This is a genomic window from Gilliamella sp. B2824, assembly GCF_026536245.1.
Lineage (GTDB): Bacteria > Pseudomonadota > Gammaproteobacteria > Enterobacterales > Orbaceae > Gilliamella.
In genome coordinates, this window is record NZ_JAFNON010000011.1 from 1 (window position 1) to 22,213 (window position 22,213).

Annotated in this window: 16 protein-coding genes; 11 read left to right on the forward strand and 5 right to left on the reverse strand. The window is 35.3% G+C overall.

Annotated elements, in window-relative coordinates:
• Positions 1 to 206: 206 nt before the first annotated feature.
• Positions 207 to 491 carry a hypothetical protein gene (locus J3U56_RS09980; protein ID WP_267367537.1) on the forward strand — a complete coding sequence of 95 codons (285 nt, stop codon included), beginning with the start codon at positions 207 to 209 and terminating at the stop codon, positions 489 to 491.
• 3 nt (positions 492 to 494) lie between these two features.
• Positions 495 to 1,436, forward strand: coding sequence for a zincin-like metallopeptidase domain-containing protein (locus J3U56_RS09985; protein ID WP_267367540.1), 942 nt, complete (start codon positions 495 to 497; stop codon positions 1,434 to 1,436).
• Between the two features lie 1,586 nt (positions 1,437 to 3,022).
• Here the strand turns inward: J3U56_RS09985 and proP are convergent.
• Positions 3,023 to 4,528: a glycine betaine/L-proline transporter ProP gene (gene proP / locus J3U56_RS09990; protein WP_267343475.1), complete on the reverse strand. Its 1,506-nt coding sequence runs from the start codon at positions 4,526 to 4,528 to the stop codon at positions 3,023 to 3,025.
• Between the two features lie 849 nt (positions 4,529 to 5,377).
• Between proP and J3U56_RS09995 the strand changes: the two genes are divergently transcribed.
• Complete coding sequence (locus J3U56_RS09995) at positions 5,378 to 6,235, forward strand: neutral zinc metallopeptidase (protein WP_267367542.1); 858 nt, start codon at positions 5,378 to 5,380, stop codon at positions 6,233 to 6,235.
• Between the two features lie 22 nt (positions 6,236 to 6,257).
• Entirely contained in the window at positions 6,258 to 7,043 is a 786-nt protein-coding gene (gene surE, locus J3U56_RS10000; protein ID WP_267367544.1) for a 5'/3'-nucleotidase SurE, read from the forward strand.
• A gap of 63 nt (positions 7,044 to 7,106) precedes the next feature.
• Here the strand turns inward: surE and J3U56_RS10005 are convergent, their stop codons facing one another.
• Positions 7,107 to 8,300, reverse strand: a complete 1,194-nt coding sequence (locus tag J3U56_RS10005; protein WP_267333458.1) for an MFS transporter — start codon at positions 8,298 to 8,300, stop codon at positions 7,107 to 7,109.
• Positions 8,301 to 8,556: 256 nt separating this feature from the next.
• Here J3U56_RS10005 and J3U56_RS10010 point away from each other — a divergent pair, with 256 nt between their 5' ends.
• Positions 8,557 to 10,875, forward strand: a complete 2,319-nt coding sequence (locus J3U56_RS10010; RefSeq protein ID WP_267367546.1) for a zinc/cadmium/mercury/lead-transporting ATPase — start codon at positions 8,557 to 8,559, stop codon at positions 10,873 to 10,875.
• Positions 10,876 to 10,948: 73 nt separating this feature from the next.
• Here J3U56_RS10010 and birA read toward each other — a convergent pair whose 3' ends face one another.
• The 3 genes from birA to murB are packed head-to-tail and all read right to left on the reverse strand — an operon-like array spanning position 10,949 to position 14,043.
• Positions 10,949 to 11,905, reverse strand: coding sequence for a bifunctional biotin--[acetyl-CoA-carboxylase] ligase/biotin operon repressor BirA (gene birA / locus J3U56_RS10015; protein ID WP_267348920.1), 957 nt, complete (start codon positions 11,903 to 11,905; stop codon positions 10,949 to 10,951).
• Positions 11,898 to 13,022, reverse strand: a complete 1,125-nt coding sequence (locus J3U56_RS10020) for an MFS transporter (protein WP_267333455.1) — start codon at positions 13,020 to 13,022, stop codon at positions 11,898 to 11,900. The genes birA and J3U56_RS10020 overlap by 8 nt, the downstream gene beginning before the upstream one ends.
• A 10-nt stretch (positions 13,023 to 13,032) precedes the next feature.
• Complete coding sequence (gene murB / locus J3U56_RS10025; protein WP_267333454.1) at positions 13,033 to 14,043, reverse strand: UDP-N-acetylmuramate dehydrogenase; 1,011 nt, start codon at positions 14,041 to 14,043, stop codon at positions 13,033 to 13,035.
• Between the two features lie 596 nt (positions 14,044 to 14,639).
• Between murB and J3U56_RS10030 the strand changes: the two genes are divergently transcribed.
• The 6 genes from J3U56_RS10030 to J3U56_RS10055 all read left to right on the forward strand — a co-directional run bounded on the left by J3U56_RS10030 (position 14,640) and on the right by J3U56_RS10055 (position 22,075).
• Positions 14,640 to 15,869 carry a phosphopentomutase gene (locus tag J3U56_RS10030; RefSeq protein ID WP_267367548.1) on the forward strand — a complete coding sequence of 410 codons (1,230 nt, stop codon included), beginning with the start codon at positions 14,640 to 14,642 and terminating at the stop codon, positions 15,867 to 15,869.
• Positions 15,870 to 15,923: 54 nt separating this feature from the next.
• Complete coding sequence (deoD, locus tag J3U56_RS10035) at positions 15,924 to 16,640, forward strand: purine-nucleoside phosphorylase (RefSeq protein ID WP_267333452.1); 717 nt, start codon at positions 15,924 to 15,926, stop codon at positions 16,638 to 16,640.
• Between the two features lie 224 nt (positions 16,641 to 16,864).
• Positions 16,865 to 18,118: a nucleoside permease gene (locus J3U56_RS10040; RefSeq protein WP_267333451.1), complete on the forward strand. Its 1,254-nt coding sequence runs from the start codon at positions 16,865 to 16,867 to the stop codon at positions 18,116 to 18,118.
• Between the two features lie 359 nt (positions 18,119 to 18,477).
• Positions 18,478 to 19,641, forward strand: a complete 1,164-nt coding sequence (gene add, locus J3U56_RS10045; protein ID WP_267367550.1) for an adenosine deaminase — start codon at positions 18,478 to 18,480, stop codon at positions 19,639 to 19,641.
• 33 nt (positions 19,642 to 19,674) lie between these two features.
• Complete coding sequence (locus J3U56_RS10050) at positions 19,675 to 21,675, forward strand: bifunctional 2',3'-cyclic-nucleotide 2'-phosphodiesterase/3'-nucleotidase (protein ID WP_267367552.1); 2,001 nt, start codon at positions 19,675 to 19,677, stop codon at positions 21,673 to 21,675.
• Positions 21,676 to 21,679: 4 nt separating this feature from the next.
• Positions 21,680 to 22,075: a cytidine deaminase gene (locus J3U56_RS10055; protein WP_065568119.1), complete on the forward strand. Its 396-nt coding sequence runs from the start codon at positions 21,680 to 21,682 to the stop codon at positions 22,073 to 22,075.
• Positions 22,076 to 22,213 lie beyond the last annotated feature (138 nt).

The following is a 22,213-nucleotide window of genomic DNA, read 5'->3' on the forward strand; positions in this document are numbered from 1 at the left end:
TTGCTATTGTCAATCGCAAAGCACAGGTCGTAGCCACGCAGTGAACGAGCGGGCATTTGACGCAGTGACCTATTGACAACCCACCAAGTTTTATCCTTTAGTGCAGGTGGAAAGGAACGCATAGCGAGCCTTTCCGCTTGGACGCCCCCAAAAATTTGTTTATAATTCAGCCGTTAATATCACCAAAACTACCTAAGGAGTGCAGTATGCGAGACCAAAAAGAAAGAATTGATAGAATGGAGCGACGCTTAAGAAATGAGTTTAGACATGCTTTGGCAGTAAATTTAATTACACAAGAACTACATGACAACTATCTGCAGGAGCTTAATGAATTAACGTCTTATATTTATGAAAGATATAAAGATAGTTTTACTTTTCGTGCTGAAGACTGGCGTAAAATCAATAACTATTATGAAAAAATCATTGGATTGGATTTTGTTCGTAGTCGAACAAAAGAGGGGTTAGAAGATGACTGGCTTATAGAGATGTAAATAATGACAGCAGACAATATTAATCGACTGTTCGAGCAGATACAGCAAACTGATGATAATCAAAGGATTTCGAACTTTACACAAACTAATGCAAACTTTCCGAAGAACCCTTATACTCAAGAAGTATATCAAGCAAATGATTTATATTCAGATGGCCACAAAAAGGGGTTTTCAGAGACTCGCTGGCTAACTGAGGGTGAAATACAAATTCATAATTTGCAGATAAAACCGGATGAAAAAAATAACTTTTTTGAAAGTGATTTGTATAAAGATAATGAGTATTATGAAAATATTAAATTTTATAATGTAGAGCAGCTGGATAAAGCATCCTTTGATAAACTTCCACCAGCAATTAAGCCGGAAAAACAGTGGCAGGAAAATTTAAAAGTCGAGCAATTTATAGCAAGTCAGGGGGTTAAGGTTTTACATAACAGCCCGTCAAATCCTCGTTATTATCCCAAATCACATACTATCCATATGCCCGATAAATCGCAGTATGAGACTGCCGAAGCATACTATAATGATATCTTTCATGAAATTGGGCATTCAACCAGTCGGGAATTAGACAGAATACCAAAAACGTACGAACAGGCAGAATTATTTGCCGCCAGAGATGAATTAGTCGCCGAAACATCGGCGATGAAGCTCTGTAATTTAACGCTAATTTCATCAGATAAAACAAACAATTTAGTTTACCTTAAAATATATCTAAAAGAGTTTGGTGATGATAAAGAGGTTCAAAAGGCAGAATTAGGCACAGCATTGATTGAATCAGATAAGGTATTGGCGTTAACCAAAAGTAAATATTTAGCGGCTAAAAAACAGTATACAACGATATCAAGTCAAATGTTAAACCGGACATTAGATATTGCCGGAAAAAAGCTAGCCGAAAAATCGATTAGTCATGGAAAAATAACATCAAAAGGTCTGGAGCTGGGGGATTAAACGATATTGAAATTGGGAATGTTACAGCACGCTTAAATTTCCAATATAAGAAAGTGCGCATAATGCCTATTATGATTATTGACCTGTTTTTATGCCACTTATACTACGGCAAGCTTGTTATTTATTATTTTTAACGCTCTATAAAACCAAATCAGCTTCTAAAGGAAAAGATTTGACGACCAACCGCGTGAATAACTTACCTGCTGCTTACTGAGTTAGATAGATGTATTGCTTAAATTTTGATCTAATTGTATGCTTGCGGCTCCGATGCCCGATTAAGACCATATTTTAACATATTTTTACTACTCCTTGTAGCTAATTTGATTAACTTTTTAAGAAAATACAATATATTAGCTTTTATATATAGATATCTAATGCAACTTTTTTGTGCGTGATAATGTCAATAATGCGGTTCAATCGTAAGATAGAATATAAAAATTGTAATGTGTATTTATGTTAATTTTTGTTAATAATCATCAATAGCAACGTTATAAATGCATCTTAAGCCTACAATTTAATGACGAATACCTACTAGTATTAACCATTAACTTAATCAATGAATCTTTTGCATAATTATCATAGTATTTTATGGTTACCGCGATGATTATCCACCAGTGAAAAGGTCATATGCTACCTTAATTTGTTGCGTAATATATTCTAATTAATTGATTATTTTTAAGTGGACGCGTAAGTTATAACTATTTTTGCAACAAAATTGATAAGTATCAGAAAAAGTACAATGTTGCCCACTATTTCTGCGTAAGAAACTCTCTTTATACTATGAATTGCTGATCATAGTATAAAGAAAGATAGACTAAATTATCTGACATTTATACAGCCTTAATCCAGACGTTAGCGTTTAGAGTTCGATGCCAAATTTTATAAACCACCTATACGGCGTTAATCTACGACATTTAAATGTGTTAAAAACATATGAGTTTCTAAACCACCTATACGGCGTTAATCCAGGTAACAGCTGAAGCTAAAGACCAACGCCATTTCTAAACCACCTATACGGCGTTAATCTTTTTTCCACGGTATCGATATGGATTTGAAAGTTTCTAAACCACCTATACGGCGTTAATCTAGAACCAGACATACTATAACGCCTGTCTGATAAAAGACAAACTACATTTTTCTTGCTAAAAACCCTTTTTTTGAGCTTGCTTTTAATACATTGATTTTATTTAATTTAAATTTAAGGTAAAAAAAAGGGTTAAACATAACGATTTTTTTGCGTGTTAATTTAGTCAAAAAATACCAAGGATCGGTTCATTTTTATCGGTGATTTCAAGTTAGTTATTGAATTTGTGTATGAGCTTTTTAAAAAGAACAGATATGATCTCAAATCATCTGGATAATAGTTAAAACCGAGATAGATCTTAATATAACAAAATTAAATATTACTCATATGTTACTGTGAAAATAGTTTTATCACTCTCTAAGTTTAGATAAGGGAATCATCGGATTCCCTTAATTAGACGGCTAACAGCATAATCAACATTACCGAATTAGCTACGTTTACGGTTCATTATAAAAATCAATTAATTAACAAATATTGGCTTTTTTATGATAAGGCCATAATATTAATCAAGTTTTGGATGTTGATCGACTAAATCTTGTCGTTGTTCTTGTAATGATTCAATTTGCTCATCAATATCTTCAACTTTTTGTTCAATTGAATCAAAATGTTCTGTTAGAATTTCGTTTGCTTCAGACTTGTCAGATGCCGCTGGGGTTGCACCTCTTAAAGGTTGGTTAGCAGTTTCATTCATTTTGAAACCAGTGATTAATCCTATTAATGCGACCACCATTAAATAGTAAGCTGGCATATATAAATTACCACTCTCTTCAACAAGCCAAGCGGCAGCAGTTGGTGTCGCACCAGCGATCAGTACCGAGATATTAAATGAAATAGCAAGGGCACTGTAGCGAATACTCGTTGGAAAAATAGCAGGTAAAATTGATGCCATCACACCCGTAAAGCAGTTAAGCAGTACGGCTAATATTAATAAACCTAAGAAGATAAGACCAATAACATCGCTATTGATCATCGCAAAAGCGGGGTAAGAAAGAACCAGTAATCCTAGACTACCACCAACAATAAAGGGTTTTCGACCAATTTTATCACTAATCAAACCAATCACAGGCTGCACAAATAACATGCCAATCATGATAGCAATAATAATTAAAACACCATGATCGGTAGGATAATTCAGATTATGTGATAAATAACTCGGCATATAAGTCAGTAACATGTAATAAGTGACATTGGTGACAATGACTAAGCCAACACAAACCAATAAGCTTTTCCAATATTTGCTGAAAATTTGTTTAAATGACAGAGTCGTTGAGGTATCACTATCGCTATTTTGCTGACTATTGGTTGAATCTGTATGCTGTTGAAATGCTGGGGTTTCTTCTAATGCATGCCGTAAATAAAGACCGATTATACCTAAGGGTAAAGCAAAGATGAATGGAATGCGCCATCCCCATTGATGAAATCTTGCTTCGCCAAGTAATGTAGAAAGAAGCACAACTAATCCAGCCCCAACTAAAAAGCCGGCAATCGAGCCAAAATCAAGCCAGCTACCCATAAATCCACGTTTGCGGTCCGGTGAATACTCAGCAACAAAAATAGCAGCCCCTGAATACTCTCCCCCGATAGAAAATCCTTGGGCTAATTTGGCCACTAATAATAAAATGGGCGCAGCTATGCCGATAGAGGCATAAGAAGGAATTAATCCAATACAAAAGGTACTTAAAGACATGATAATAATGGTAACAGAAAGGATTTTTTGTCGACCCAATTTATCACCTAAAACACCAAATACTAATCCGCCTAATGGACGAACTAAAAACGGCACCGAAAAAGTTGCCAAAGCAGCAACAACTTGAATACTCGGTGATGCATCCGGAAAAAATACTTGACCTAAAACATAAGCCAAAAAGCCATAAACGCCAAAATCAAACCATTCCATCGCATTACCGAGTGCTGCTGCAATTATGGCTTTTTTTAACTTACTATCATCGATGATAGTAATATCGTTAATATTTAGAGGCTTACTTGTCGATTTTGATATTTGCTTCATAAAATACACCTATTGAATACTAATAAAATGATATTAAAAATGCAATTAAGCAAAGTGATTAATATCGATTTAATGACCAATTAAACTCAATTTCAAAATATGTATTGACTTAAATGTAGAACAAAATCTTGTAAAGACAAAAGAAGGTACTTGATAATAATTATAAAACGAATATTTTATTGATTACGCTAAAGCTAATTCACTGACAACAACATCCATCTATCTAGTGGAAATTGAAGACTAATTATAACAACATCATTAATTTTTGCAAAATCCACCATAAATCAAATTCGATTTTTAAGCAGTGTATTCATCTTACACGCTAATTATTTATCCTGCAGATAATTAACAATTACTCAGCCAAATGATCTCGATCACTGCCATAAAATAAAAAGTATGCCATGTTCAATGGTGAAATGATAATACTAAAACTGCTACATAAATCACTATTATGGCGTAATGATGTTGTGCTAAGCTAATTAACCAACTAATTATTCTAAATATTTTTAATGCTAACCCGTTGCGATAAATCACAGAATGAAATAATAAAATGGTAAATAATTCACTCATCGCTCTACCATCTTTTAATAAAACTGATGAGTGTTGTCAGTAATCTAAATAAAAGCTTGCTGAGAGAGTTGAGTGATGAATTGAGTTACCATGATCTAATATGCTCACAACGAAAAAGATGGGAAAAATATTAACTAGTGATTAAAGATAATAATAATCATTAGGTTATAATTAAGCAACGTTGAATTTTATCAATTTAAGATGATAATCATCACTGAACCTAGCATCCCGGTAAGTTATCCATTACAATAATCTAACTATAACTGATGAGGTACCCCTATGCGCTGGAGAGACCAAAGAGAGAGTGATAATATTGAAGATCGCCGCTCACAATCAGGAAGTGAATTGGGAACAAGGATCCCAATTAAAGGCAAAGGGAAAGTTATTTTATTTTTAGTGGTATTAATTGCTGGCTATTATGGTGTGGATCTAACGAGTTTACTTAATAGTAATTTGATTGATTCAAGTAATACTGAGCAAACAATTACTCAATATAATGACCAAGATCCCGATGCAGCAAAATTTACCTCGGTTATTTTAGCCAGTACCGAGGATTACTGGAGCCAACAGTTTAAGGCTTTAGGTAAAACCTATATTCCCCCCAAATTGGTTCTTTATACCGGCTCAACACAAACTTCATGTGGTACTGGGCAAACCTTTATGGGACCTTTTTACTGTAGCATAGATAAAACCGTCTATTTAGACACCTCTTTTTATCAAGAAATGAAGCAGCGACTTGGTGGCGGCGGTGACTTTGCCCAAGGTTATGTCATTGCTCACGAAATAGGTCATCATGTACAAAATTTATTAGGTACGTTTAATAACATTGAGCAGCTCAAACAAACTCAACCAGATATTAATAGCAACCAGTTATCGGTAAAATTAGAATTACAAGCAGATTGTTATGCCGGTTTATGGGGTAATGCTATGCAAAAACAAAATATTCTTGAAGTGGGTGATATCGAACAAGCCTTAAACACAACACAAGCCATAGGCGATGATCGCTTACAACGGCAAAGTAATGGTTATGTTATGCCTGATAGTTTTACCCACGGCACATCCAAACAACGTTATACTTGGTTTAAAAGAGGATTCGACAGTGGATCTATTAATCAATGTAATACCTTTGATCAATAAGTAAATAGCAAAAGGAAGTGATATGTTTGATAAATTAGTAAACCGCGTCTTATTAGTTAATGATGACGGCATCGATGCTCCCGGCATTAAAATATTAGAAAATGTTGCCCAAAAAATTGCACATGAAGTATGGGTCGTTGCACCAATTATCGATCAGAGTGGGGTTTCGTGTTCAGTTAGTTTAAAAACCCCTTTTCGCGTAACCCAGCGAGATGAAAAAAGATATGCTGTTTATGGCACCCCCGCTGATTGTATGTTATTTGCAATCAAACATTTAATGGTCGATAACTTACCTGATCTGGTTTTATCTGGAATAAATTGTGGTTCTAATGTGGGGTTTGAAACCATTTTGTCTGGAACCGTAGGTGCGGCAATAATGGCAATGACACTTGGTATACCAGCCATGGCTTTTAGTCAAGTGAACACAGAAGACATGCAGCCAACCAATTGGGATTGTGCAACTCATCATGCTCAAGAGGTTATAAAAAAACTCTATACATTAAATGTACCTGACAACATCTGCTTTAATATTAACTTTCCATGTTGCTCGGCCAAAGAAACTAAAGGATTGAGAGTAACCAAACAAGGAGAAAGTGATGCCAGCCAATTAGTCCTAACGCCAACTAAAGATCCTGAAGGACATGATTATTATTGGTTTAGAGCGAAACGTAATCAACAAATATTAGGAAAAGACAAAGAGCTTGATGCAGCTAACAACAATTACATAACCATTACACCTATGGGCTATGAAAGAACTCACTATGCAATTTATGAAAAATTAAAACAACAAATCAATACCGATGAATAAATAGCTATGTCTTCCTAATCTTAGGAAGACGCTCATTTTAATAAGCTATTATTAATGATTTTATTAGTCCTTTTTTACCAATGCACAAAACACTAATGAAATAAAAACCATCGCGAATGCAATCCAATAAATTATTTCGTGCCCATAAGATTCAGAAATGAAACCTTGAATCACGCCGGCTAAAATGATACTGCAAATAATGCCGTTATTAAATAAAGTTGATGCAACGCCCATTCTAGTCGGCAATAAATCTTGAAAATAGATAATACCAATATTAGCCACAATGCCAATAAAAAGGGCGTTAAACAACTGCAAAGCAAATAACGCAAATTGGCTGGTACACAAAATCATCCCAATATAAAATAGCAAACCACAAATTATAGCGATAAAAAATAAATTTCGTTTACCAATGGTAGGGACCAAAAATCCCGCTATCAACATAACTGGAATTTCGATGCCTGCCGCCAAGCCCATTAAATGACCGGGTAAAGATTCATATAAGTGTAATACAGAACTGACATACAATGGCATATCAATGATATACATCATATTGGCGGTCCACATAAATATCGTTGAAAGCAGTAAGAAAACCACATTTCGATTTTTATATATTGGTTGGTTAGCAGCCGCTAAATCAATAGTATTATCTGAATGTGAAATAGGATTTTTTTCCACAGAAGGTAAAAAGATTGCAACAAATAAGATCGCAACCATAAACATGCCTACTGCACATAAATACATCGAGGTAAAACCAAAACTAGTGGCTAAAGTAAAAGACAACGGTGGACCAATCACCCACGCTAAAGAGAGCTGGGCACGAATCAATGAATTAAATGCCACAACATTGCGCCCTGTCTTAACCGCATATTCCCGTGCTAAAGCAAAAATTTGTGGCATGGCTGCGGACGCTAACGCGGCGAAAAAAACACCCAATGTAATGAGAACATAATAGTGACGTGAAAAAGCGAAAATTAAACTATTGGCAACACCCATTAAACAACAAAATATGACAATATTACGTCTATCACCTTTTTTATCTGAATATTTTGCTAATAAAAAGCTACCAATAATACATCCAAATGCATTGATCGAGAAAAAAAGCCCAACTAAACTAGGTTCAACATTAACTTCTTTTGATAAAAATAGACTTAACGTTGGTGACTGTAAGGCTCCTGCAATACCAATAATAAAGGTATTGAATAAAAAAGCCGCAAAAATCACACTTGAACGTCGACGAAGCGAGTAAAAATTAGTCATATATGCTCTCAATCATTGAAATGAGCATGATTATATACTCAAAACTGTTGCTAATGTATAAAAAATCAAACTTTAATCTAGCTACCTAAAATAGATTCTTAGCGTTTTTTCTAATATTTAAGTTAGCTGGTAACACCACATTTTCAATATAATTTTATGAAAAACCTGATTAAGATCGGTCTGATTAAATAAAAAATGATTTATTTTTATTCAATTGAGAGTACAATCAGAATCATCAATAAAATGAGGTAACGTTATGTTATATAATAACAAATCTGAAAATAGTCACCCTATTCATCAAAATGATTGCCATGATGATTGTCAAAATATTGCGCACAACCATGATCATGATTCTCATCATTCACATGAAAATCATCAAGCTATTGACTGCTGCGAAAATCAAAATAGCTGCAAAACTCAAGCCAATGAATATGATGAACCGACAGACGATCCCGAGCGGCAAGGCGAACACATTAAGTTAACTTGGACAATTCAAGGAATGGACTGCGCACATTGTGCTCAAAAAATCGAAAATGGTGTTAAAACGTTACCTAATGTTAGTCAAACAAAAATTATCTTTTCCACAGAAAAACTTATTGTATTTGTACCTCAAAAAAATGAACAGATTGTAAAACTTATCGAAGATAAAGTGACTGAATTAGGCTATACACCCATTTTTGAATCCTCACCAGAACAATCAGTTCAACATCAACATTCAAGTATTTTGAATAAAAAAGAGTTAATCCCATTAGCACTATTAGGGACTTTAATTGTTGTCAGCTATATTTTACTGTTAGTAAATCATCAAGTCGGACAATATGCATTTATTATAACGGCCATTATTGGTTTACTACCGATTCTAAAAGAAGCCATCGTTTTAACACGTAGTGGAACACCATTTGCGATTGAGTCGTTAATGAGTATTTCGGCCATTGGCGCACTTTTTATCGGCGCAGCTGAAGAAGCAACCATGGTCATATTTCTGTTCATGATTGGTGAAATGCTTGAAGGCGTTGCAAGCAATAAAGCTAAAAAAGGCATTTCATCGCTAGTCCAACTTATGCCAGAAGAGACAATCATTATTATTGATGGAAAACGAAAAACAGTCGCAAGTCATACCCTAAAACCGAATGATATTATTGAAATATCATCGGGTGGAAGACTACCGGCTGATGTTATTTTGATTAGCGAACAAGCCAATATTGATGAAAGTGCACTAACCGGAGAATCAATACCCGTCAATTATCTTTGCGGCGATAAAATTTTAGCAGGATCATTGGTCGTCGATAATACCGTACAACTAAAAGTTATTTCTGAAACAGGACAAAATGCCGTTGATCGTATTTTACAATTAATAGAAGATGCTGAAGATCGCAAAGCATCAATCGAACGCTTTATTGACAAATTTAGCCGTTACTATACGCCATCTATCGCCTTATTCGCATTTTTAGTCATATTCATTCCACCATTGATGATGGGCGCCGACTGGTATACTTGGATCTACCGTGGACTTACACTATTGCTTATTGGTTGTCCTTGTGCCTTAGTGATATCAACCCCTGCCGTTATTACCTCGGCCCTTTCTTGTGCGGCTAAACAAGGCGTTTTAATCAAAGGCGGTGCAGCACTTGAACATATTGGATCAATTAAAACGATTGCTTTTGATAAAACCGGAACCTTAACCCAAGGCAAACCGCAAGTTACAGATATTATTGATGGTGACAAATCTACCAACGATTTACTTGCTATCGCCGCAGCCATCGAAAGTGGTTCGCATCACCCACTGGCGAAAGCCATTGTTGAATATACTCAACAGCTGCAAATTCAATTCAAAGAAGCAGATAACCGTAAAGCGATCGCCGGTGTTGGTATTCAAGGTCAAATTGGTCAAGAACTGATTTATATTGTTTCGCCCAATAAAATAACGACAGTATCAAATGCTATCACTGATCAAAATAAGCAGATCATTAATCAATTAGAAAACGCCGGAAAAACGGTAGTTGCTGTAGTCACAAGTGATAAATTATTAGGTATTATTGCTTTACAAGATGTGTTACGTAATGATGCCATTTCTGCAATTAATGAATTACAACAATTGGGGTTAAAAACTTTAATGCTCACCGGTGATAATCAACGAGCAGCTAAAGCCATTGCAGGACAACTTAATATGGATTACTTAGCAGAATTATTACCTGCCGACAAATTAACTGAAATTGAAAAAATTGGTCAAGATTCTGCAATTGCCATGGTGGGAGACGGTATCAACGATTCACCAGCAATGAAGGCTGCAACAGTTGGCATTGCAATGGGCAGTGGCAGTGATGTTGCACTTGAAACGGCAGATGCAGCATTAACCAAAAATAGTTTATTAAGCTTACCTAAATTAATTCGCTTAACGCGTTTTGCTAACAAAAATATTAAACAAAATATTACCATTGCATTGGGTATAAAACTGATATTTTTGGTAACAAGTTTACTGGGTTATACAGGGCTTTGGTTAGCGGTATTAGCTGATTCAGGTACGACGGCAATTGTGACCGCTAATGCATTGCGAGTGTTAAGATTTAAAAAATAAGGATTAGGATTTAATACTTAATCACATTAATTAAAAACCTATTGACTTAGATACAATAGGTTTTAATTTTGTGTTACATTTCATCACTTCTTAGCGATATTTCGCCGCCGATGTAAGTCATGATTTTGCCATCTTGTTCAAGTTTTAATGCCCCTTGATCAGTAATTCCTTTAGCAATACCGCGTATAATATTGTCACCGATCAATAATTTTACTGGACGGTTAGCAAAATTGTCGAGCCGATCCCAATCTTTTATAAACGGCGCTAACCCTTGCTGCTCAAACTGAATCAATTTAGTTTTTAACGTTTTCGCAATTTGAGCAACCAATAAATTACGATCAAAATTACCTAAATTAGCCCATTTTTGATTAACAATGTTAACATCGGGATTGGTCATATTTAAATTAACACCCACGCCAATAACCACATGCGCACTATCGCCGGTTTTACTCGCAAGCTCAACTAAAATGCCTGCTAATTTTTGATCTTTAAGATAAAGATCGTTTGGCCATTTTACTCTCACATCTTGCCCAGATATTGATCTTAATGTATCGGCAATAACAATCCCAACAACTAAACTTAATCCCATAGCAGCAGCAATACCTTGCTCCAATCTCCAATACATTGAAAAATAGAGATTTGTTCCAAAAGGCGCAAACCATTTACGCCCCCGCCGCCCTCTTGCTTGAGTTTGAAATTCAGCGGCACAACCATCACCTGATTTTAACGTTGTAATACGATCAAGGAGGTATTGATTAGTTGAATCAATGATAGGTAAAACTTCAACAGCACTATCTGCTCCATAATACTTATCGATTTTCTCTTTTTTCAAAAGTTCGATAGGCGCAGCCAAGCAATAACCTTTTCCTTGAACAGAAAATAGCTCAATTCCCCATTCGCGCAGAATTTTAATATATTTGTTAATCCCTGCTCGGGTGATACCAAAATACGAAGCTAATTCTTCTCCCGAATGAAACTCACCATCAGCTAATATTTCGATCAATTTAAGCGGATTTTGGTTATTACGCATTAGTGCCTCGCTTGATTAATAATAAAATAAAAAAATAGATTGAAACTACTGTAAAACTCACAAATAGATAACTATTACTTGTTTTATCCATAATAAATGCTATTACAGCAGGTGCAACAAGACTACCTAACGTATTGGTCAATAGCATAGCTTGATTCATAGCAACAATGTCTTGCTTTCTTACACACGAGCAAGCCCATGCCATTGAAATCGGGTAAATGGTATAAATTGTTGCACCTAATAAAATAATGGCAACAATATCAAATAAATTAAATACCAACATTAGGCAAGCTATTATCATTAGAAACGATTCAACCAGTAAAACAAGACGACGACCATATTTATCAGCACACCAGTTAGCCGGCATTTGTGCAACAACGCCAGATAAAATAAGAAGAATCATCCAATTGGCAACTTCATTATCACTGTAACCTAAATGGGAATAATAAGCTGGCATCAGTGAATATAAAGAACCAATTAACATACCGGCAATAACGCACCCCACTAACCCGAGTCGAGAGGGTTTATTTACAATCATAGGTACAATATTAAAACTACTGTTTTTTCGTTTAGGCAGTTTATAGTGGGTCAGTAATATAAATAAACTCGCTAGTCCCATCAAGACTGCCACTACAAGGCCAAAATACAGCACATTTTGTGGAAAATACTGTAATAGTGCTTGCCCTAAAACGGTGCCTAAATAGTAGGTTGTTAAATAAACCGCTAGCATTTTACCCCGTGTTCTAACGGTGCCTGTGACAAGTATACAACTTTCAATAACCACCCAAGTTACAGCACAAGCAATACCAATTAAAAATCGCCAAATTGCCCAGCTATAAAAATCTATTGAAAAACTCAAACCTATGGTTGCAATGGCAAAAATAATACAACTATAGGTATAGGTATACCTAGCGTTAAATCGGTTAATAAACCAATTCGCCATAATCGTCCCAATTAAGTTGCCAGTAAAATAACTTGAGCCCACTAAGCCGATTTGACCAAGTGAAAACTGGTGCCCAACTAACCACAGCGGCACTTGTGTATTTAACGCCGACAACGAAATAGTCACAAATAACAAACTTGTTAATAAAATAGGAAAAGAATAAGAGTGTTTCATGAATAATTAATTATAAAAATTTATCTACATTAATTTCACCAGTACGGCCAATAAAACGAATTTCAGGTGATAAAGTCACTGAAAATTTTTCCAATACTGCATTTTTGACATAACGCGCCAACGCCACAACATCTTGCGCTGTTGCATTATTTTTATTGACCAATACTAATGCCTGTTGTTGATGTACTGCTGCTCCACCAATTTGAAAACCTTTAAGACCACATTGATCGATTAACCATCCAGCGGCTAATTTGACTTGATTGTCAACTTGTGGATATATAGGCATTGCTGGGTAAATTTCAAGTAATTTATCGGCAACAATTTTATCGACAACGGGATTTTTAAAAAAGCTTCCACCATTACCTAAAATTTTAGGATCGGGTAATTTACTGCGTCGAATCTCACAAACTTTATCAAAAATTATTTTGGAGGTGACCGTTTGGGGATCAAAGTTTTTTAATTCACCATACGTTAATACTGGTTGCCACTGTTTTGATAATCTAATGCCTACATATATAACAGCATAGCCATTGCTATAACGGCGCTTAAAAATACTTTCACGATAACCATATTGACCATCAGTAACAGTAATAATTTTACCTGTCGCAAGTTCAAGTAACTGCACATAATCAGCCACTTTTTGAAACTCAATGCCATAAGCACCAATATTTTGGATTGGCGCCGATCCAACACACCCAGGAATTAAAGCAAGATTTTCTAATCCTGCTAACTGTTTTTCTACCGTCGTTGACACCAAATCATGCCAGATTTCACCAGCGCCAACGTTTAAAAGCCAAGACTCTTGTGTTTCAGTAATCGTGATGCCTTTAATACGATTGACAACCACAATACCGTCATAATCAGCGGTAAACAGTGTATTACTCCCTTCACCGATGATCATAATGGGCTGATTTTCTTGATTTTGATCCCAAACTTGTTGTAATTGCTCAACGGTTGAAACGGTAACGACACTTCGAGCATAAACCGTCAGCCCAAAGGTATTTGGAATTTTTTGTTTCATCACTCACTACCTTTAATCTCTTTATAGAGATGTGCTAATTAAAATTAACCTGCATCATAATTGAATTAAGAGCGTTTTTATTATTTGATTAATTAACTTTAAGATTTTTAGTCTATATACGCTTTTTATTCGAAATAAGCTCAGCATTTAAATATCGGCAAAGCATTGTGTAATGCATTATATTTTGCATAAAAATGATTATTTTACCACAACGATAAATGATGTTTTATTAATTATTCAAACGCTGATAAATAAGCGAATTAAAGTAAAATACATTCAATAGGTTATAGTGTAATTAAAACGCGTTGTGCTAAGTTACCTGTCGACTAAAAAAATAAGAATAACTGACCAATTTTGAATAAATAATCGACTAAACTGATGGTTTGATCTTTTTTGTTTTCATTTATCATGTATCATAACGAGCTAGCGATCTTTTTATAAATCGTAGTAAAATTCTAGCTTGAACGATTGAAACATAGCTATAATGATTTAAATCATATTTATATACTTAATAAATGAGCACATAATCACGGTTTTAGGGGCTGTTATTCCTTATATTGTAGTGAAGTTAAGTTTATTAGAAGTCAGAGGAAATTATGAAAAGAGTTTTTATTATGATCCTTGATTCCTTCGGAATCGGCGGTGCAGAGGATGCAAAAAAATATGGGGATGAAGGTGCTAATACACTAGGTCATATTGCCGAAGCTTGTGCATTAGGTAAAGCAGATCACGGTCGCAAAGGTCCACTAAAATTACCAAACTTAGCTAAACTAGGGTTAATTGAAGCTGCATACGAATCATCGGGAAGTTATCCAAAAGGCATGAAGACTGAAGGTAACATCATTGGTGCTTATGGTTATGCTAGCGAAATTTCTTCCGGTAAAGATACCCCGTCAGGACATTGGGAAATTGCCGGTGTGCCTGTATTATTTGATTGGGGCTATTTTACTAACACCACAAATAGTTTCCCCCAAGAATTGTTAGATAAAATTGTCGCACGTGCTAAACTCCCAGGTTATTTGGGTAATTGTCACTCATCAGGTACGGTCATTCTTGATGAACTAGGTGAAAAGCACATGGCTAGCGGAAAACCAATTTTTTATACCTCAGCTGATTCAGTCTTTCAAATAGCTTGTCATGAAGAGACCTTTGGTTTAGATAGACTTTATGAAATATGCGAAATCGCACGTGATGAACTTAATAAAGGTGATTACAACATTGGGCGTGTTATAGCTCGCCCATTTATTGGTAAAAAAGCGGGTGAATTTGTTCGCACAGGTAACCGCCATGACTTAGCCGTTGAACCACCATCACCAACAATGATCAAAAAACTGGTTGATGAAAAACAGGGTACTGTAGTATCAATCGGTAAAATTGCCGATATTTATGCAGAGGTTGGCATCACTAAAAAAGTTAAAGCAACAGGCATTGAAGCATTATTTAATGCATCGTTAGAAGAGATCAAACAAGCCAAAGATAACACTATCGTGTTTACAAACTTTGTTGACTTTGACTCGTCATACGGCCATCGCCGGGATATTGCTGGTTACGCCGCAGCGCTTGAATATTTTGATAGTCGACTACCTGAAATGCTAGCTTTAATTCAACCGGGAGACCTACTTATTATTAGTGCCGACCATGGTTGCGATCCAACTTGGACAGGAACAGATCATACTCGTGAGCACATACCTGTTTTAGTGTATGGTGATAGTGTTCCAGTTGGTTCATTAGGTCATCGTAAAACCTTTGCAGACATCGGGCAAAGTGTTGCGGACTATTTTGATTTATCACCAATGGATTATGGTCAATCATTTATTAAAAAGTAACCATTTTATTTAAAGTAGGACAATTTTTTAGAAAAAGATATTCAGGAGATTTTGATGTCTACCCCACATATAAATGCTGATGATAATGCTTTTGCCGAAACAGTTTTAATGCCAGGCGATCCGCTTCGAGCAAAATTCATTGCAGAAACATTTTTAGAAAATGCAAAAGAAGTGACGAATGTCAGATCTATGCTAGGCTTTACCGGCGACTATAAAGGTAAAAAAGTTTCGGTTATGGGGCATGGAATGGGTATTCCATCATGTTCAATTTACGCAACAGAACTCATTAAGTTTTATGGTGTAAAAAATATTATCCGAATCGGTTCATGCGGTGCAATTAGCCCTAATGTGAATGTTGGTGATGTCATTGTAGGGATGGGAGCGTGTACTGATTCAAAAGTAAATCGTCAACGTTTTAAAGACAATGATTTTGCAGCCATTGCTGATTTCGATCTGACTTGTCATGCGGTTAATGCAGCAAAAAAATTAGGTGTCAATGTTAAAATTGGCAACTTATTTTCAGCAGATTTATTTTACAGCGTTGATGCTGAAATGTTTGATGTAATGGAAAAATACAACATTTTAGGTGTTGAAATGGAAGCGGCAGGTATTTACGGTGTCGCAGCTGAATATGGCGCCAAAGCCTTAGCTATTTGTACTGTATCAGATCATATTCGTAAAGGTGAAGCTATGTCGGCAGAACAACGACAGCTCGGCTTTAAAGAGATGATCACTGTTGCTTTAGAGTCGGTATTACTGAATTCAAATTAAATTAATGGCAGAATTTCTGCCATTTTTTTTGATCAATAATTTATGTAATAAACAGTGTTGGCATTGAAATAACTCAGTAACATTTCATTACTAACCTGTTTTAAGTTACCAAACTGCATAAGTTAATTGTCTGAAAGTTGAATACTTATCAGACGTAATAGTTAAAATTTGTTCATTAGTTTTAACAATAGGGTATAAAAGATCTCGCTTAATAAGGAATCGAAATGAATATCAAGGTACAACTTAAAGTCATATTTTTCTTACAATTCTTCATCTGGGGTAGTTGGCTTATTACTCTGGGTTCTTATATGATGGAGACACTAAAATTTAGTGGCACAACTGTAGGTTCAGTCTACGGCACAATGGGGATCGCTTCTCTATTTATGCCGGGCTTACTTGGTGTAGTAGCAGACAGATGGATACCGGCTAATCGCCTATTTATGCTTTGTCATTTAATTGGTGCAATTACACTATTTATTGCCGCATCAATCACATCTCCATTTATGATGGTGGCAGTCATGCTAATTCATTGCCTAGCGTTTATGCCTACTATAGCAATCTCAAACTCAATTTCGTACTCTTGTTTAGAATCAAAAAACCTTGATGTTATCAGCCAATTTCCTAGTATCCGAATCTTCGGCACCATTGGTTTTATTGTGGCAATGTGGTTAGTGAGTTTTTTAAAATTAGAACTGAGCAACATGCAACTTTATATAGCAGCAGCAAGTTCTATTTTACTTAGCCTGTATTCACTAAGTTTACCTGTTAGCGCAACAACTAAAAATGACAGTCAAGAAAAATCATTGGTCAGTTCATTAGGATTAGATGCATTTGTACTATTTAAACAACCAAGAATGGCAATATTTTTCATATTTGCTGTATTACTCGGTGGTATTTTACAAATCACCAATACGTTTGGTAACCCTTTCTTACGTTCATTTGCCGAGATTCCACAATATTCCGATAGCTTAGTGGTACAATACCCATCAGTATTACTTTCCATTTCGCAAATTTCAGAAGTTGTATTTATCCTATTTGTTCCATTTTTTATGAAACGTTTAGGTATTAAATATGTCATGTTAATCAGTATGTTGGCATGGGTATTACGCTTTGGCTTATTTGCCTATGGTGATCCTTCTCCAGTTGGTTTTGTACTATTGCTATTATCAATGATTGTTTATGGTTGTGCATTTGATTTTTATAATATTTCAGGATCAATGTATGTTGAAAAATCGGTTTCACCAGCGATTCGTAATAGTGCACAAGGTCTATTTATGATTATGACTAATGGTCTTGGTGCTTATTTAGGTTCAACTATCAGCGGCATTGTTGTTGATCATTACACGACTGCTGGCATTATTGATTGGCGTACCATTTGGCTTATTTTTGCTGGTTACTCATTAATTCTTGCTATTATCTTTTTACTGATCTTTAAAAACGATACAAGTAAATTAACCACAGCTAAAACAGTAAGTTAAATTACTATACCAACAATTAAGTTATCATTTTGTTAATGATTAATGGTAATACCTAGTAGAAATACTAAATATTACCTTTATTCAATTAAAAAACAGCTTAATGATAACTTGATTGTGAAAATTCTATTTATACTATATTAAGGCAACAAATCAATTCGTTGCCTGTTTATGACTCATAAATGGTTAGCCACCTCACAAAATTACTAAGAAGTCACATAAAATGTATGGAAATGTTGATCCTTATCAAGGTAGAATAAAGCAAACAATGTAGATAACTTAAGATTCACGAAAATGTTTTAAAAAACTGATTAATCATGATTCCAGCGCTCAATACGCTTAGTTAACAAGATAAAGACTCGATGAATAAGCTAATAGTTCCAAAAGTAATATTACATGAACACGTAGAAGGTAGCATAACGCCTTTAATGGCTAAAACGTTAGCCGATAAAAATCATATGCCATTTTCCCCATCATTATGTTATTCATCTGGCGAATATGATAAAGATGCTTACCCTTACGGACGATACCGCTATGACGAAACTGATTTTGTTCAGTTTATTCAAACTTATGATACTGTTTCCAATTTTGTAAAAACGCCCGAAGATTATTACCTGATTACCTATGATTTTTTGTATCGAAACGCCAAACAGGGATTAATTTATTGCGAACTCTTTCTTTCGCCTTATCATATCTGCGCAACAGAAAGTGAGGGTGAAATCATTTGGGATCAAGATAAATTTCATCAAACATTACAACAAATGGATAACGCCATTATTGATGTACAAAAACAATTTAATATCACGGTAAGATACCATGTTATTGGTGTAAGACATCTTGGCGCTAAACTAGTTTACGATACGTTGCGATTTATTGAAAGGAATCCTCATCCATTTATCACCGGATTTAATATTGCTGGTAATGAAAAGTCAGGGCATTTTGATGATTTTGAAAAAGCTCATCAGCTCGCATCAAAATTAAACTTAAAAAAATCTTATCACGCTGGCGAAATTGAATCGGCTGAAAGTATCATTAATGCACTTAAACATGGAGCTAGCCGCATTGGGCACGGTATTCGCGCCATTGAAGATCAAAATTTAATTCATCAATTAGTGACTCAAAACGTCACGTTAGAAATAGCACTAACCAGTAATCGTATTTTAGTCAATGAATTACAAGGTGACCTTCACAATCACCCAATACGACAACTGTACGAAAATGGCGTTCGTATAACCCTTAATACCGATGATGCCGGCATTTTTGGTACAGATATTGAGAAGGAATATCAACTTGCCCAATCAATGTTTCATTTTTCAAGATTAGAATTACTCGATATCACCCTGTGTGGTATTGATGCCGCTTTTATTGAAGATTCAATCAAAACACAATTAACCGATTATGTTTTGTCATGCTTTACACTAGCCGATAAACAGGACCTGAAACAGGCCATTGCGGGTACAAACTATCATCCTGCAATTGTTGCAAGATTTACTCAGTACCAAAAATTATTATTGAAAACAAGTTAATGGATAACAAAGCCAGAGCAATAGGAGATCTACATGAAACAATACAAAATCACATTACCCCTTTTAACTCTATTAATTTCTGGCTCACTACAAGCAGCAACAGTTGATTTAAGAATTATCGAAACAAGTGATCTTCACGGTAATATGATGAATTATGATTACTTTAAAGATCAATATATTGATACTTTTGGGTTAGTAAAAACCGCTAACTTAATTCATCAAGCAAGACAAGAAGTCAAAAATAGCGTTTTGGTTGACAATGGTGACCTTATTCAAGGTAGCCCAATGGCCGATTATGCTAAAAATAAAGGGCTCAAACACGGTGAAATCCATCCAGTATATAAAGCATTAAACACCCTTAATTACACAGTTGGTAATATCGGCAATCACGAGTTTAATTTTGGTTTAGACTTTTTACAAAAAAGCTTATCGGGTGCTAAATTTCCTTATGTTAATGCTAATGTATATGATGCAAAAACCAATAAGCCTTTTTTCAAACCCTACATTATTGTTGATACCCCAGTAATGGATACTGATGGGCATAAACATACAATCAAAATTGGTTATATCGGCTTTGTCCCACCGCAAATCATGCAATGGGACAAACTAAATTTAGAAGGTAAAGTGGTTGTAAAAGATATTACCGAAACGGCTAAACACTTTGTGCCAGAGATGAAACAGCAAGGTGCACAGGTGATTATAGCTATTGCACATTCTGGTGTATCAGCAGACCCGTATAAAGCCTTAGCCGAAAATTCTGTTTATTATTTAAGTCAAGTCGATGGTATCAATGCTATTATGTTTGGTCATTCGCATGGTGTTTTCCCGAGTGACGATTTTAAATCCTTACCTAATACCGATATTAAAACAGGCAATATCAATCATGTTCCTGCGGTCATGCCGGGCCAATGGGGTAGCCATTTAGGCATTGTTGATTTAGTACTCGATGGCAATAAGGATCATTGGCAAGTCACTTCAGGAAAATCCGAAGCTAGACCAATTTATGACATCAAAAATAAAAAAGCACTGGTTGAGGCCGACCAAAATATTGCTAACGTATTGAAACAAGATCACCAAGCTACCCGTGAATTTGTCAGCAAACCAATTGGTAAAGTATCAACCGATATCAATAGTTATTTAGCATTGGTGGAAGATACCCCCGCTTTACAAATCATTAGTGATGCACAAATAGCTTACGTAAAACAGTTTGTTCAGGGCGATCCTGATCTGGATGGATTACCTATTTTATCAGCAATTGCACCCTTTAAAGCCGGTGGTCGAAAAAATGATCCTTCAGCTTATGTGGATGTAAAACAAGGTGATCTCACGTTTAGAAACGCAGCCGATATTTACTTGTATCCAAATATCTTATCTGCGGTAAAAATTACAGGTCAAGATGTCAAAGAGTGGCTGGAATGTTCAGCAGGAGTCTATAATCAAATTGACGTACAGTCTGATAAACCGCAATACTTAATCAATTGGGAGCACTTTAGAACTTATAATTTTGATACCATTGATGGTGTGGATTATCAAATAGATGTAACACAACCCGCACGTTACGATGGCAATTGCCAATTAATCAACGCCAATGCTGAACGTATTAAAAATCTCACTTATCAGCAAAAACCAATCGATGTTAAACAGCCATTTTTAATAGCAACTAATAATTATCGGGCTTATACCGGTAATTTTCCTGGCACGGGCGGTAAAAATGTTAAATTCAATTCGCCTGATGATTTAAGAGTCATTCTTTCGGCATATATTACAAATACCACAAAAGAAAAAGGCGTGGTAAATGTTAACGCCGATAATAATTGGCAAATAGCGCCAATATCGAGTCAAACCAAATTAGATATCCGCTTTGAGTCTTCACCAAGTAACGAAGCAAAAGCGTATATTGAACACAATTCGCTTTATCCAATAAAATTTATCGATAAAGACAATTTAGGCTTTGGTGTATATCAACTAGACCTACAATCACCGGCAAAAAATCAATCCCAAATAACTAGTACAATTGAAACTAAAAAGGACTAACACCATGAAAATTGAAAAATTGATTGAACTTGCTAAAACTGCCCGTTCAAAAGCCTATGTTCCTTATTCTAAATTTCAGGTGGGTGCAGTACTTATCACCGAAGATGACGAAGCGATTTTAGGTTGTAATGTTGAAAACGCCTCTTATGGATTAGCTAACTGTGCAGAACGCACCGCCATTTTTAAGGCCGTGTCGGAAGGTAAACGAAAATTTAAAAAATTAGTGGTTATTGGTGATACAGATGGCCCTATTTCACCTTGTGGTGCTTGCCGCCAAGTGATTAGCGAATTTTGTGCTAAAGATATGCCCGTTATATTAACTAATATGCAGGGAAAAATTCAAGAAACCACAGTAGGTGAATTATTACCTTGGTCTTTTTCACCGAGTGATTTAGATTAAATCTTATTTAGTGAATAAGATTGATAATAAAATAATTTTAATAACCTAGCTATTATTAAAGTTATGTTAATTATGTCGACACTATTTGACAAATATAAAGTGACTCACTTTATATAAATTTAAACATACTAACTTAAT

Coding starts and splice junctions, on each gene's coding strand:
- J3U56_RS09980 (WP_267367537.1), top strand. CDS start 207: ATGCGAGACCAAAAAGAAAGAATTGATAGAATGGAGCGACGCTTAAGA.
- J3U56_RS09985 (WP_267367540.1), top strand. CDS start 495: ATGACAGCAGACAATATTAATCGACTGTTCGAGCAGATACAGCAAACT.
- proP (WP_267343475.1), bottom strand. CDS start 4,528: ATGAAGCAAATATCAAAATCGACAAGTAAGCCTCTAAATATTAACGAT.
- J3U56_RS09995 (WP_267367542.1), top strand. CDS start 5,378: ATGCGCTGGAGAGACCAAAGAGAGAGTGATAATATTGAAGATCGCCGC.
- surE (WP_267367544.1), top strand. CDS start 6,258: ATGTTTGATAAATTAGTAAACCGCGTCTTATTAGTTAATGATGACGGC.
- J3U56_RS10005 (WP_267333458.1), bottom strand. CDS start 8,300: ATGACTAATTTTTACTCGCTTCGTCGACGTTCAAGTGTGATTTTTGCG.
- J3U56_RS10010 (WP_267367546.1), top strand. CDS start 8,557: ATGTTATATAATAACAAATCTGAAAATAGTCACCCTATTCATCAAAAT.
- birA (WP_267348920.1), bottom strand. CDS start 11,905: ATGCGTAATAACCAAAATCCGCTTAAATTGATCGAAATATTAGCTGAT.
- J3U56_RS10020 (WP_267333455.1), bottom strand. CDS start 13,022: ATGAAACACTCTTATTCTTTTCCTATTTTATTAACAAGTTTGTTATTT.
- murB (WP_267333454.1), bottom strand. CDS start 14,043: ATGAAACAAAAAATTCCAAATACCTTTGGGCTGACGGTTTATGCTCGA.
- J3U56_RS10030 (WP_267367548.1), top strand. CDS start 14,640: ATGAAAAGAGTTTTTATTATGATCCTTGATTCCTTCGGAATCGGCGGT.
- deoD (WP_267333452.1), top strand. CDS start 15,924: ATGTCTACCCCACATATAAATGCTGATGATAATGCTTTTGCCGAAACA.
- J3U56_RS10040 (WP_267333451.1), top strand. CDS start 16,865: ATGAATATCAAGGTACAACTTAAAGTCATATTTTTCTTACAATTCTTC.
- add (WP_267367550.1), top strand. CDS start 18,478: ATGAATAAGCTAATAGTTCCAAAAGTAATATTACATGAACACGTAGAA.
- J3U56_RS10050 (WP_267367552.1), top strand. CDS start 19,675: ATGAAACAATACAAAATCACATTACCCCTTTTAACTCTATTAATTTCT.
- J3U56_RS10055 (WP_065568119.1), top strand. CDS start 21,680: ATGAAAATTGAAAAATTGATTGAACTTGCTAAAACTGCCCGTTCAAAA.